A 13,701-nucleotide genomic window follows, 5' to 3' on the forward strand; every position below is an offset into this window, starting at 1 on the left:
ATCTGAACGTTTATCTACCAATTTCAAGCGCTTTACCAATCATGGACTTCGATGCATTCAATGCGGTTACGTTAGCTTCATAGGAACGAGTTGCAGATATCATATCCACCATTTCTTTAAGCACGTCCACATTCGGTAAAAGTACAAAACCATTCTCGTCTGCATCCGGGTGCGTTGGATTGTAGACCTGCTTAAAGGGAGAAGTGTCGTCAATGACTTTGGTTACGCGGACTCCTTCTCCAGCCTCGCCTTCTTCGCCGCTCATTGCATTCTGCAACGATTGCGCAAAGCTTTGCTGCTTTGGCTCCATCGTAACCAGCTTGCGCTGATAAGGAACCCACTTTCCGTTTACGAATCTCGCTCGTGTAGAGTCGGCGTTCGCGATGTTGGACGAAATGACATCCATACGAAATCGCTGAGCCGTCAGTGCGGAGGAGCTGATATCAAACCCGTTCGTTAGCTTCATCCTTAGACCCTCCCGCCTATAGCCGTTCTAAGCTTCTTTACTTCTGCATTAACCTGCTGCACCATCACGTTATATCTCAGCTGGTTTTTGGCCATGAGCGACATCTCGTAATCGATATCAACGTTATTCAGGTTATTGTTAATCATAGAGGATTGATCCTGGATAATCTGTGGTTCGGGCTTCGGCGGACGACCTATGTAAAAGTGCCGCGGATCCGTCCGATAGCCTTCCAGTGAAGCTCCGTTCATCTCTTGCTGCAAGAGATCTTCAAACTTCACATCCGAGCGTTTAAAGTACGGCGTATCGACATTGGCGACATTATCTGCAATCACCTTTTGTCGAAGCGATGCAGCATCCAAGGACCTTTCCATCAGCTGAAAACCGGGCTTATTCAGTATATTCACGTCTAAATTCCCACTTTCACAGAGTGATGTGCTGATAGATATTCAACAAGTGCGGTATAATATCCTCCTTCCTTCGACATGATTCTCGAAAAAAAATATAGTAACCATGGGGAATCTTGTAGTTTTTATGAACTATTTCTATATTGAAGAAACTTGAAAATGATTACAATATGAAAAAAGCCCTATATTTAAATATAGGGCTCTTAAAGTATGAAATTTCGTTGAAGTATGACGAATTATGACTTCACGCTTTGGATGCCAGTCATTAGCTGATCATTCAATACACGAATATACGTTCCCTTCATTCCTAAGGAGCGTGTTTCAATCACGGCAGCACTTTCCAACTTGCGCAGGGCGTTGACAATAACGGATCGGGTAATTCCCACACGGTCGGCAATCTTGCTGGCAACCAGCAACCCTTCTGTGCCATCCAGTTGTTCAAAGATATGCTCCACGGCCTCCAGCTCACTAAACGACAAAGAACCGACTGCGACCTGCACCACCGCTTTGGAGCGCGCTTCGACTTCGATCTGCTCGGCTTTTTCCCGCAAAATCTCCATCGCCACAACCGTGGATCCATACTCCGCCAAGATCAGGTCATCGTCGATAAATTGACCGTTCCTCTTGGTAAGCACCAATGTACCCAGACGCTCTCCACCACCGATTACAGGGACAATCGTAACGTAGAAACTGGCATCCCCGGAATGATCGCCAAACACATCAAACTCACTCCCGGACGCCAAATTCGAGGAGGTTTCTTCGACTTTGAGCAGCAGCCCGTTATACTCGATCGGAAAACGATTCTCGAGCAAAACCGATTTGTTGAGCATCATATCCTGCATCGCCGAGACAAATGCGCTGCCCAGTACTTTTCCTTTCCGGCTGACGACAAAAATATCCGATTGCAAAATATCGCTGAGCACGGCCGCCATATCCATGAAGCTCACCGTCTTGCCCGCTTCTTTTTGCAAAAGCTTGTTCAGCCTTCTGGTCTTCATTAACAATGTCATAATACTTGCCTCCTAGATTGCGACAGTTACAATATATATTGGCTTAGATCACGGTTTTGCACGATTCCGGACAGCTTCTCTCTGACGTACTCCGGAGAAATTTCAATTTGGTCAAGTGTAATTTCCGGGGCTTCAAAGGAAAGATCCTCCAGCAGCTTCTCCAAAATGGTATGCAAGCGCCGCGCGCCAATGTTGTCTGTATTCTGGTTGACTTCTGCTGCAATTTTGGCGATTTCCAAAATCGCCTCGTCTGAAAATTGAACCTTGATGCCTTCGGTTTCCAATAATGCTGTATACTGCTTTGTTAATGCATTTTGCGGTTCCTTCAATATAAGAACGAAATCTTGCTGCGTCAAGCTGCTGAGCTCTACCCGAATCGGGAAGCGCCCCTGGAGCTCGGGGATCAAATCCGAAGGCTTGGCGATATGGAAGGCACCTGCGGCCACAAACAGCACATAGTCGGTTTTGACAGGCCCGTACTTCGTCATGACGGTGGAGCCTTCTACAATCGGCAAAATGTCGCGCTGTACGCCTTCACGGGATACATCCGGACCACTGCCGCGACTGGAGCTGCAAATTTTATCGATTTCATCTATAAAAATGATACCATCCTGCTCTGCTCGCTTCACAGCCTCTTGCATCACTTCGTCCATATCGAGCAGCTTCTGAGCTTCTTCCTGCAGCAGTACCTTGCGTGCTTCTTTCACAGGCAGCTTGCGCTTCTTGGTCTTCTTAGGCATCAGGCTGCCGAACAGCTCCTGCATGTTCATGCCCGCTTGCTCATTGCCCTGTCCGGCCAACATATCAAGCATGGAAGGAGTATTGTCCTCCACCTCGATCTCTACCACTTGCTGTTCCAGCTCGCCATTCAGCAGCTGTTTCTTTACTTCCTGTCTACGGGCCAGGATGCCTGAATCCGTTTCTTTCTCTTGATTCTGAGATGACTGGTTTTGCTGCTGGCCAAATAGCATTTCTAGCGGATTCCGATTTTCTTTGGGCTTGGAGGGATTCGGCACTAGAATCGTGACCAGCCGATCGACGACCATCTGCTCCGCCTTTTCCTTGAGCTTATCGGTTTTTTCCGCCTTCACCATACGTATCGACGTTTCCACTAAGTCCCGAACCATCGATTCCACATCTCTGCCGACGTATCCAACCTCAGTAAACTTGGTTGCTTCTACTTTGACAAACGGCGCATTCACCAGCTTTGCCAAGCGTCTTGCAATCTCCGTTTTCCCTACGCCGGTCGGTCCGATCATCAAAATGTTCTTCGGTACGATCTCGTCGCGGATGGATTCATCAAGCAGGCTGCGACGATAGCGGTTGCGGAGCGCTACGGCTACCGATTTCTTGGCTTGCTTTTGTCCGACAATATACTTATCCAGTTCGGCAACAATTTGTTTGGGGGTTAAGGCGGCCTGTTTCAATGGACATAACCTCCTGCATAGCAACTGAACAAGCATCCGATGGCGCTGCCAGTTGTCAATTAATTATTCAATTTCTTCCACTATAATGTTGTGATTGGTGAATACGCAGATTTCCGCTGCCATCGTAAGTGATGCGTGGGCAATCTCTTTAGCAGTCATGGTCGGCGCATAGCGATGCAGTGCTCTGCCTGCAGCCAGCGCGAAGCTGCCGCCCGAGCCAATCGCAAGAATACCGTCATCCGGCTCAATGATCTCACCGTTACCAGAGATGAGCAGCAAGCCGCCGCGGTCCATCACGATCATCATCGCTTCCAGCCGTCGTAAGATGCGATCCTGCCGCCAATCCTTCGCCAGCTCCACAGCGGAACGCTGCAGGTTGCCGTGGTGCTCCTCCAGCTTGGCCTCGAACTTCTCAAACAAGGTGATCGCATCGGCGACGGACCCAGCAAACCCTGCAATCACATTGCCGCGGTACAGCCTGCGCACCTTCTTAGCCTGCGATTTCATAACCATGCTGTTGCCAAAGGTCACTTGACCGTCACCGGCGATAGCACCTTTGCCTTGATGCCTGATCGCAAAGATCGTCGTGGCGTGAAATGTTTGCTCCATAGCTTCTCGTTTCTCCCTTCATTCAAGAAGAAAACTAAGCTGTACAAGCTTAGTTTTGCGGGCACGCTTCCCTATTCGGCATCAATATGTCGGGTATATAGTAACATAGTACATGTTTCATTTACAAGCTGAATTGTATTCGTTTTGTGAAAAATTCTGAATTTTCTCAATTGCCCGCTGCGCGATCTTTTCATTTTTCAGCTGCTTGCTCTTGATCTTCTCTCCGAGCGGAGGGAACAGGCCAAAGTTCGCGTTCATCGGTTGAAAATGTTTAAAATCCGCCGTCGTAATATACTGCGCCATGCTGCCCAGCGCCGTATCTGGAGGAAGCACGAAGCACTCCTGGCCTTTCGCGAATTGGGCTGCATTCATCCCTGCGATTAATCCCGAGGCAGCCGATTCTACATAGCCTTCTACTCCGGTCATTTGACCTGCAAAAAACAAATTCTCTCGGCCGCGGAACTGATAGGTCGGGTGAAGCAGCTTCGGAGAATTGATAAACGTGTTCCGGTGCATAACGCCGAAGCGTACGAACTCTGCATTCTCCAATCCCGGGATCAGCGAAAATACTCGCTTTTGCTCGCCCCATTTCAAATGGGTTTGGAATCCGACCAAATTGTACAGCGTTCCTGCCGCGTTATCTTGGCGCAGCTGAACCACGGCATATGGCAGCTGACCTGTATGCGGGTTGACCAGCCCCACAGGCTTCATAGGACCGTATAGCGCGGTTTGGCGCCCACGCTTGGACATGACCTCGATCGGCATACAGCCCTCGAAGTAAATTTCTTTCTCAAATTCCTTAATCGGTGCCGTTTCTGCGGTGATCAGAGCTTCGTAGAACGTATTGAATTCTGCTTCCGTCATCGGACAGTTCAGATACGCCGCTTCGCCCTTGTCATATCGTGAGGCTAAATACACCTTACCCATGTCAATGGAATCCTTCTCTACAATCGGCGCCGCCGCATCGTAGAAGTAGAGATAGTCCTCACCGGTCAAATCCTGCAGGTGCTTGGACAGCGCAGGCGAAGTCAGTGGCCCCGTAGCGACTACCGTAATGCCTTCCGGCAGCGCTTCCAGCTCTTCATTGCGCACCTCAATCAGCGGATGGTTGCGAAGCATGGAAGTGACTTCCGCCGAGAAGCCATCACGGTCTACAGCAAGAGCTCCTCCCGCTGGGACGGCGTGCTTGTCCGCCGCGCGCATAATAAGCGAGTTCAAAATGCGCATTTCTTCCTTTAATACACCAACGGCGTTCGTTAGCCCATTCGCACGCAGAGAGTTACTGCAGACGAGCTCGGCGAATTTATCGGATATATGTGCCGGCGTTTGTTTGACCGGGCGCATTTCATATAGAACAACCGGAACCCCTCTGCTGGCAATTTGCCAAGCGGCTTCACTACCGGCTAAACCGGCTCCGATTACGGTTACTTTAGGTGTGTCTGACAACGTGGATATCCTCCTAGGCCTTTTGCATTTCTCAATCCTCATAAAGCAGGGCTTTTCCTAAAGGAAAAGCCTGCGTCTGCATACATTACATTCAATTAATCTTCCTGCTCGCTTGCTTCTTCCTTCGCTTCTTCTTTGAAGTCACACTGCACGCATTGGATGAACGTGCCGGATTTGTTGCGCTTTTCTACGAGCATCGATCCACAATTTGGACACGGCGCTTCCACCGGCTTATCCCAGGAAACAAATTCACACTCCGGATATCGGTCGCACCCATAGAAGATACGTCCCTTTTTGCTTCGGCGCTCGATAATTTTCCCTTCGTGACAGGATGGGCACGTTACACCAATGTCCTTCACGATCGGCTTGGTGTTGCGGCAGTCCGGGAAGCCAGAGCAAGCGAGGAATTTGCCGAAACGGCCCATTTTGTATACGAAATGACGGCCGCACTTCTCACAAATCTCGTCGGAGACTTCGTCTTGAATCTCGATCTTCTCCATCTCTTCCTCGGCTACCTCAAGACGTTTCTCGAACGATTCGTAAAACTCGCTCAGCACACGAACCCAGTCTTCCTTGCCCTCCTCGATATGGTCCAGCCCTTCTTCCATATGCGCGGTAAACTCGACATCCAGAATTTCCGGGAAAAACTCAATCATTTGCTCAATAACCAGCTCGCCGAGCTCGGTTGGAACAAATTTCTTTTCCTCGATCGCGACGTAACCGCGCTTCTGAATGGTCTCTAGCGTTGGCGCATACGTACTCGGACGTCCGATCCCCATCTCTTCCAGCGCTTTGACCAATCTGGCCTCGGTATAACGCGGTGGCGGCTGGGTAAAATGCTGCTTCGGATCGATCTGCTTCTTCTTGATGGGATCACCTTGCTTAAGCGGCGGCAGCAGCTTATCGTCATCCCCTGTATCCACAGCCGCATCATCCGTGCCTTCCACGTAGACCTTCATAAACCCGGCGAACTTCACTTTCGAGCCGACTGCACGGAACACCGTATTGGCTGCGTTCAAATCAACGGTCATCGTATCTAATACTGCAGACGCCATCTGACTGGCCACGAAACGCTCCCAAACCAGCTTATAGAGACGGAATTGATCACGGCTCAAATGCTCTTTAATCTGATCCGGCTCTCGGAGCACGGAGCTCGGTCGAATCGCTTCGTGGGCGTCCTGTGCGTTCGCGTTCTTTTTCAAATAAGTGCGCGGCGTTTCGGGATAGTAGGATGCACCATATTTTTGTTCAATGTACTCTTTCGCTTCCTCCTGAGCCACCGGTGAAATCCGCGTCGAATCCGTTCTCATATAGGTAATTAAACCGACGGTTCCTTCGCTTCCCAAATCAATTCCTTCATATAATTGTTGGGCTACGGACATCGTTTTGGCTGCACGGAAGTTCAGCTTGCGGGCCGCCTCCTGCTGCATCGAGCTCGTAATAAACGGTGGAGACGGGTTGCGCTGGCGCTCCTTCTCCTTCACCTCGCTGACGGTAAAGTCCGCCTTTTGCAGTTCCGCAAGAACCTCATTCACTTCGGACTCATTGTGCAGCTCTTTTTTATCGCCGCCAATGCTGTAAAACTTCGCCTCAAAATCGGCGGTTCCCGTGGTTAGCTTAGCTGTGATCGTCCAATATTCTTCGGGCTCGAAAGCGTTAATCTCATTCTCCCGATCGTAGATCAGTTTGACCGCAACCGATTGCACCCGACCGGCGGACAGCCCTTTCTTCACCTTTTTCCAAAGCAGCGGGCTGATCTTGTAACCGACAAGCCGGTCTAGAATACGCCGAGCCTGTTGAGCGTTCACCAGATCTTGGTTAATTTTACGCGGCGTTTTGAAGGCATCCTTCACCGCTTGCTTCGTAATCTCATTAAATACGACCCGACAGGCATCTTGATCGGAAATATCCAAGTAATGTGCCAAATGCCATGCAATCGCTTCCCCTTCGCGATCAGGGTCAGCCGCCAGATAAATTTTTTTGACGCGCTTACTGGCATCCTTCAATTCTTTAAGCACGGAGCCCTTACCGCGGATCGTTATGTATTTCGGTTCAAAGTTTTTATTTACTTCTACGCCAATTTGGCTCTTTGGCAAGTCCCGAATATGTCCCATGGAAGCTTTCACGATGAATTTGCTGCCTAGATACTTCCCGATGGTTTTGGCTTTTGCGGGTGACTCCACAATGACTAATGAATCTGCCATAGGCGTCTTGCCCCCTTCGACAAATGAAATATGTATATGATCATCAAGGCACTGTGTAGACAGAACCTGGAAGCTCGACGATGCGCCGCATCATTAGTAAATTTATCAGAACTGAATGCAAATGTCCAAACGTAAATTGACTTTGCGTCTTCAGCACATCGATGGACATCGGCTTGGTAACTAATAAATCGAAAATTTGCTGCTCATCCGCCTTAAGGGGAGACGGTGCCCCAATGATGGTTTTAATGTTTGCCGATCGTTCCAAACCTATCCTGTCTGCGTATTCTTCTAGGATATCTTCAGGCCCGGTCACGAGCTTGGCCCCTTGCTTAAGGAGCGACAGCGTGCCCTGGCTCTTGGGTGAGGAGATGGGTCCTGGGACAGCGAACACATCGCGCGATTCATCCAGCGCTTGATCCGCCGTGATGAGAGAGCCGCTCCTGAGCGCTGCCTCCACAACAACGACACCAAGGCTAAGCCCGGCAATAACTCGATTACGCTGAGGAAATAAGCCTGGGTGCGATTTGGTACCCAGCGGATATTCCGATAATAAGACACCTTGCGATGCGATTTTCCGGTATAAAAGCTTATTCTCGGGCGGATAAATCTCCTCGATACTGCAGCCTAAAACCGCAATCGTGCTTCCTATTCCCGTTAAAGCACCTTCATGTGCAGCACTGTCAATCCCCCGAGCCAGCCCACTGACAACACAAACCCCGTTCGCAGAAAGGGAAGCAGCCAGCTTCTCCGCTGTCATTTTACCGTAAGCCGTAGGCGTTCGAGTCCCGACCATACCGATGCAAGGAAGCGAAGCCAGCGCGAGATCCCCCATATAATACATGATCCAAGGCTGATCAGCCGTTTCCTTGAGCAGCTTCGGGTACGCCTCATCCCAAAAGGTCACCCATTCGATCCCTTTTTCCGCGTACTGACGTTCTTTGTTCGTTATCGCTTCGGCATCTAGAGCTGATAATCCCCGACAAAGCTGCTCCGCTTTGACCGATCCTAACCCGAAGCCGATCCAATCCTCTTTGGTAAACTGAAGCATTTCACTGAGCTGTGTGAACGTTTCGAGCAAGCGGTAAATCGTCTTATAACCGATGCCCTGCATATGGTGTAAGGCAAAAAGCATTTGTCGGTTGTTCATACAGTATATATCACTCCTTTAATAAGAAACAACTTTTGGCCTTCTTCAGCAAGTCCGGAATACAAAAAAGCCCCTCAAATCCGTAGCAAACTACGGAAATGAGAGGCTGCTTGCCTAACTCAAATGGTATTGAATTAAAGTTTACTTCTTAGTGATGCACTTCTCGAGCAGGCCTTTTTCTTCGAGCACGCTAACGAGCGTGGAGCCCATCTCGGAAGGCGTAGGAGCTACTTTGATACCGCAGCGCTGCATCGTAGCTACTTTCTCAGCTGCCGTACCTTTACCGCCGGAAATGATGGCGCCAGCATGGCCCATACGCTTCCCTGGAGGCGCTGTTTGACCGCCGATGAAGCCGACAACCGGCTTCTTCATGTTCGCTGCGATCCATTCAGCTGCTTCTTCTTCTGCGGAGCCGCCGATTTCACCGATCATGATAACTGCATAGGTGTCCGGATCTTCGTTGAAGAGCTTCAAGATATCGATAAACTCGGAGCCTTTTACCGGGTCGCCGCCGATACCAACTGCGGAGGATTGACCGATACCGCGAGTCGACAGCTGATGAACCGCTTCGTAAGTGAGCGTTCCGCTTCGGGAAACGACGCCTACGTGGCCTGGAGTGTGAATGTAACCCGGCATAATGCCGATTTTGCACTCGCCTGGAGTAATAACGCCCGGGCAGTTCGGCCCGATCAGACGGGTCTTCTTGCCTTCCATGTATTTGGAGACTTGTACCATGTCAAGCACTGGAATGCCTTCTGTGATACAAATAACGAGATCCAGCTCAGCGTCTACTGCTTCCATGATGGCATCAGCAGCAAAAGCCGGTGGTACGTAGATAACGGATGCCGTAGCACCTGTCGCTTTTTTCGCTTCAACAACGGTGTTGAAAACTGGAAGAGCAACAGTTTCGCCGTTTTCAAGTGTAATATCAACGTTCGTGCCGCCTTTGCCTGGCGTAACGCCGCCGACCATTTGTGTGCCGTAGTCCAAACCGCCCTTAGTGTGGAACATACCTACGGAACCGGTGATGCCTTGTGTAATGACTTTCGTATTTTTATCAACCAAAATACTCATGTTATAGTTCACATCCCCTGATTATTTTGAAGAACGTTAAAGAGCCGATTACTTCACGAGTTCTACGATTTTTTGAGCGCCGTCTGCCATGGAATCCGCTGCAACGATGTTCAGACCGGACTCGTTCAGCATTTTCTTACCGAGCTCTACGTTCGTGCCTTCCAAGCGAACAACCAACGGACGAGTCAAGCCCAGCTCTTTAGCTGCTGCAATAACGCCGTCTGCAATAATGTCGCACTTCATAATTCCGCCGAAGATGTTAACGAAAATCCCTTTAACACTAGCATCGGACAGAATGATTTTGAATGCTTCCGTTACTTTCTCTTTCGTAGCGCCGCCCCCTACATCAAGGAAGTTAGCCGGTTCGCCGCCGTAGTATTTAATAATGTCCATAGTCGCCATTGCCAGGCCAGCACCGTTAACCATGCAGCCGATGTTGCCATCGAGTGCGATGTAGCTGAGGTCGAACTTGGACGCTTGGATTTCCTTCTCATCTTCTTCGTCCAGATCGCGAAGCTCAAGGATGTCTTTGTGACGGAACAGCGCGTTGGAATCGAAGTTCAATTTCGCATCCAGGGCCATTACGTTGCCGTCGCCAGTAACAACCAATGGGTTGATTTCGGCAATGGAGCAGTCTTTCTCAACAAACGCTTTGTAGAGCGCCGTCATGAATTTAACCGCTTTGTTTACAAGCTCACCAGGGATGTTGATGGCATAAGCCAGCTTGCGTGCTTGGAATGCTTGCAGGCCGATCGCTGGGTCGATGACTTCTTTGAAGATTTTCTCAGGCGTGTGAGCTGCTACTTCTTCAATCTCCGTACCGCCTTCTTCCGAAGCCATCATAACGACGCGACCAGTGCCGCGATCCACGACAACGCCCACGTAGTACTCTTTCTTAATATCGCAGCCTTGCTCGATCAAGAGACGTTTAACTTCTTTGCCTTCCGGACCTGTTTGGTGTGTAACCAGAACCTTACCCAGGATTTCGGATGCATATGTACGAACTTCGTCAAGATTTTTGGCTACTTTAACGCCGCCTGCTTTACCGCGTCCGCCGGCATGAATTTGCGCTTTAACAACTACAACCGGAGTACCCAGCGATTTGGCTGCTTCAACGGCTTCGTCAACCGTGAACGCCACTTTTCCTTCAGGTACGGCAACCCCGTACTGCTTCAGCACTGCTTTGCCTTGATACTCATGGATATTCATTTAGCAAAATCCTCCTATCAGTAATGGCTTACTATATGGAATCGGAATGACCCTCTCGAGCCGGACCGACCGCTAACGGAACTTGTGAAACCGGGACAAAACTTGTCCTTGAGACACAAACCTTACTCATTGTACCACTTTTTTTCGACAGTTTCCTCATTTTACGTAATTAATATTTTTTATAACAATACAAAGAATCGGTTATTCCTTTGAGAATAACCTTTTGTATTGTTGCAACAAAATTTTCCGCTAAACGCGGTCGCCCCTCATCGAATAATCTTCGATTGTGAATTTTGTTATAACAGGCGAAAAGAATGGTTATGTGCAACTAACCTTTTCGACTGTTTCAACAGATCCTAACTCTGAATCGCGGTCGCTCTCCTTGGATTACTTCGATCAGGAGCTGTTATTGCAACAAAAAGAATCGGTGATTCCTTCGGGATATCCAAATTCATCCTCAAGCCTCTAAATAACATACCCAGATGTCTTTAAATTATTTGATCCGGGATCCGTTTTGGAAAAAACAAAAGGCGCATTCCTCCCTAACGGAAAAATGCGCCGGCCTAACGCGCTCAGCCGATGGTTTAAGAGAATGTCGGCGGAGTGGTAGGGGTCATTACGCGAGGCTCGCGTTCGGCTTGTTTAATGAACCGCATCTCATTGCCCGTGAAGCTGCAAATCATGCATTGGATGGTGGGCTCACTTGCCTCAAGCTGCTGCGGATCGCTAAATTCCTGAATGCTGCCGGAGATTGCGTCCTTCATAAAGCGCTGGGAATAGCTCGAAATGACGCTGAATTTCACCCGGTTGGAGCGACAATTGGGGCAGAAATAAGGTTTATCCTGCATTTTCTCATCACCTCTGAATTCCATTTTAGCCTTGTTGCAGTGCTTTTAAACCGTGCAGCCGGTGATTTACTGTTGCGTTAGGTTAGCCCGCGTATTATGATAAAGGAACATTGACGGCGGATAAGGAAGCACCTTTTGCCATGACTTTTTCATGGGGAAGGTGTTTTTTCGTGTATGCAAAAGTAATCAGCGCGTGCTTGCACGGTATTGAAGGTAAAATGGTCGAAGTGGAAACCGACTTGAGCAATGGTTTGCCCCAAAGCAACATTGTTGGGCTGCCGGACAGTGCGATTAAGGAATCGATGGAACGGGTACGAGCGGCCATCAAAAATTCAGGCTTCAATTTTCCTTTGCAGCGGATCACCATCAATTTGGCGCCTGCGGATATCCGGAAGGAAGGCTCGGCCTTTGATTTGGCGATCGTAGCGGGCATTCTAACGGCAAGTGGACAGCTCGATTTGAAGGAGTTCGAGGGCGCGTTGATTATCGGTGAATTATCTCTGGATGGATCGATCCGACCGGTTCCCGGCGTTCTCTCGATGCTTTCGTCTGCTAGAGATGCAGGAATTGTGCGAGCGATCGTTCCGGTCGAAAATGCGGAGGAAGCGGCGTGGCTGCAAGGGTTCGAGGTTACGTGTGTCTCCCATTTGCGCGAGTTGAAGAAAGATGGGGATGAAGATGTGGTCACTGCGGGGCCAATGGGTGTGATTCGTCGTTTAGCCCATAGCTCTGGCTCCATTAAACCAGCGATACCGAACGATTATTCGGATGTACACGGACAGCAGCATGTAAAAAGAGCGCTGACGATCAGTGCCGCTGGGATGCATAATATTTTGCTCATTGGTCCCCCAGGCACGGGAAAGACGATGTTGGCTCGGCGTCTGCCGACCATCATGTCCGCCATGTCCGAGTCCGAGTCGCTTGACGTAACGAAAGTATACAGCGCTTCCGGCAAATTCGCCGACCGCAGCCAGCTCATTCGGGAACGCCCCTTCCGTACTCCACATCATACGATCTCAGCTGATACAGTAATTAAAAGGGTGTTGGTACATAACAACTCCTATTTAGTTACTCTAACCTCTGTAAATGTAATTAAACAGGTACTGAAGCGATCAATCCGTAAAGCCACACTTTTTAACTGACGATCATTCGGATATTTCGCACATAACTGTCTAAGGGTTTCGTGAATGTAAATCCTTTCTTGCCGAGGATTGTATATTTTCGTTGAAGGCGGCCCTGTTTCAGTTAATAATTCATTAAGGGTTATAAGGTTACCACTGCTGAGACATTTGTTGCATTTCCAGGTTGTTTTAATTAAATCCATTTCAGTTTTTTCACTACATTTAAAACAAGAAAATATGATTTTATTATTTTCTAAATAATATTGAATCTTTTTGCTTTTAAAAAAAGATAAAGCTACGTGATTCATTTATATATTTATCACCTGTTTTTGCGCAGGTCCTAGATTCTTGGACAGCTCCATGAATTTTTTGAAATCACTAGCGCAAATAACGTATTTACCGCCCCAATTATATGCTGGCAGCTTTCCTTCACGGCACCAACGTCGCACTGTTTCTTTGTGCACATTAAGCATTTTTGCAATTGCACTCGGGCTTAACATTGTTTGATCGGGAATTGATTTGAATTTTTCGTTTATTTCAGACCCAAGACCCATTTCGATTAATAAATTATACTGGCTCATAGTTTCCTCCTTAAAATATTAAAAAATTAGTAACTCAACTTTCGCAGCTTAAATTACCGAACAAACCCTTGATGTACAAGGGCAAATCGGCCAGCCATTGCTGGAATTGACACAACACCGTTTGTTTGCTGCGTTTGCTCATTGCCCCTGCCATA

At 48.7% G+C, this 13,701-nt stretch carries 13 protein-coding genes; 2 read left to right on the forward strand and 11 right to left on the reverse strand.

Features of this window, described 5'->3' with window-relative positions; genetic code table 11:
• Nucleotides 1-10: 10 nt before the first annotated feature.
• From flgC to sucC, 10 genes are all read right to left on the reverse strand, one after another.
• A complete protein-coding gene (flgC, locus tag FPZ49_RS07940; RefSeq protein ID WP_144845292.1) occupies nt 11-466 on the reverse strand; it encodes a flagellar basal body rod protein FlgC in 456 nt (151 codons plus the stop codon).
• Between the two features lie 2 nt (nt 467-468).
• Entirely contained in the window at nt 469-870 is a 402-nt protein-coding gene (gene flgB, locus FPZ49_RS07945; RefSeq protein ID WP_144845294.1) for a flagellar basal body rod protein FlgB, read from the reverse strand.
• A 236-nt stretch (nt 871-1,106) separates the two neighbouring features.
• Complete coding sequence (gene codY, locus FPZ49_RS07950) at nt 1,107-1,880, reverse strand: GTP-sensing pleiotropic transcriptional regulator CodY (protein ID WP_144845296.1); 774 nt, start codon at nt 1,878-1,880, stop codon at nt 1,107-1,109.
• Between the two features lie 26 nt (nt 1,881-1,906).
• Nucleotides 1,907-3,307 (reverse strand): ATP-dependent protease ATPase subunit HslU, encoded by a 1,401-nt coding sequence (hslU, locus tag FPZ49_RS07955; protein WP_144845298.1) that lies wholly within the window; start codon nt 3,305-3,307, stop codon nt 1,907-1,909.
• Nucleotides 3,308-3,370: 63 nt separating this feature from the next.
• Complete coding sequence (gene hslV, locus FPZ49_RS07960) at nt 3,371-3,916, reverse strand: ATP-dependent protease subunit HslV (protein ID WP_144845300.1); 546 nt, start codon at nt 3,914-3,916, stop codon at nt 3,371-3,373.
• A gap of 117 nt (nt 3,917-4,033) precedes the next feature.
• Complete coding sequence (gene trmFO, locus FPZ49_RS07965) at nt 4,034-5,362, reverse strand: FADH(2)-oxidizing methylenetetrahydrofolate--tRNA-(uracil(54)-C(5))-methyltransferase TrmFO (protein WP_144845302.1); 1,329 nt, start codon at nt 5,360-5,362, stop codon at nt 4,034-4,036.
• 95 nt (nt 5,363-5,457) lie between these two features.
• Nucleotides 5,458-7,566, reverse strand: coding sequence for a type I DNA topoisomerase (gene topA, locus FPZ49_RS07970; protein ID WP_144845304.1), 2,109 nt, complete (start codon nt 7,564-7,566; stop codon nt 5,458-5,460).
• A gap of 43 nt (nt 7,567-7,609) precedes the next feature.
• Nucleotides 7,610-8,713: a DNA-processing protein DprA gene (dprA, locus tag FPZ49_RS07975; protein ID WP_144845306.1), complete on the reverse strand. Its 1,104-nt coding sequence runs from the start codon at nt 8,711-8,713 to the stop codon at nt 7,610-7,612.
• A 141-nt stretch (nt 8,714-8,854) separates the two neighbouring features.
• On the reverse strand, nt 8,855-9,787 hold the full coding sequence (sucD, locus tag FPZ49_RS07980; protein ID WP_144845308.1) for a succinate--CoA ligase subunit alpha: 933 nt from the start codon (nt 9,785-9,787) through the stop codon (nt 8,855-8,857).
• A 48-nt stretch (nt 9,788-9,835) separates the two neighbouring features.
• The gene (gene sucC, locus FPZ49_RS07985; protein ID WP_144845309.1) at nt 9,836-10,996 is read right to left on the reverse strand and encodes an ADP-forming succinate--CoA ligase subunit beta; all 1,161 of its coding nucleotides are present in this window, start codon (nt 10,994-10,996) and stop codon (nt 9,836-9,838) included.
• Between the two features lie 638 nt (nt 10,997-11,634).
• Here sucC and FPZ49_RS35425 point away from each other — a divergent pair.
• Nucleotides 11,635-11,925, forward strand: coding sequence for a hypothetical protein (locus tag FPZ49_RS35425; RefSeq protein WP_186445676.1), 291 nt, complete (start codon nt 11,635-11,637; stop codon nt 11,923-11,925).
• Between the two features lie 89 nt (nt 11,926-12,014).
• The gene (locus FPZ49_RS07995) at nt 12,015-12,986 is read left to right on the forward strand and encodes a YifB family Mg chelatase-like AAA ATPase (protein ID WP_144845313.1); all 972 of its coding nucleotides are present in this window, start codon (nt 12,015-12,017) and stop codon (nt 12,984-12,986) included.
• 287 nt (nt 12,987-13,273) lie between these two features.
• Here FPZ49_RS07995 and FPZ49_RS08000 read toward each other — a convergent pair whose 3' ends face one another.
• The gene (locus FPZ49_RS08000; protein ID WP_144845315.1) at nt 13,274-13,546 is read right to left on the reverse strand and encodes a helix-turn-helix domain-containing protein; all 273 of its coding nucleotides are present in this window, start codon (nt 13,544-13,546) and stop codon (nt 13,274-13,276) included.
• Between the last annotated feature and the right edge of the window lie 155 nt (nt 13,547-13,701).

The organism is Paenibacillus cremeus (genome assembly GCF_007786445.1).
GTDB lineage: Bacteria > Bacillota > Bacilli > Paenibacillales > NBRC-103111 > Paenibacillus_G > Paenibacillus_G cremeus.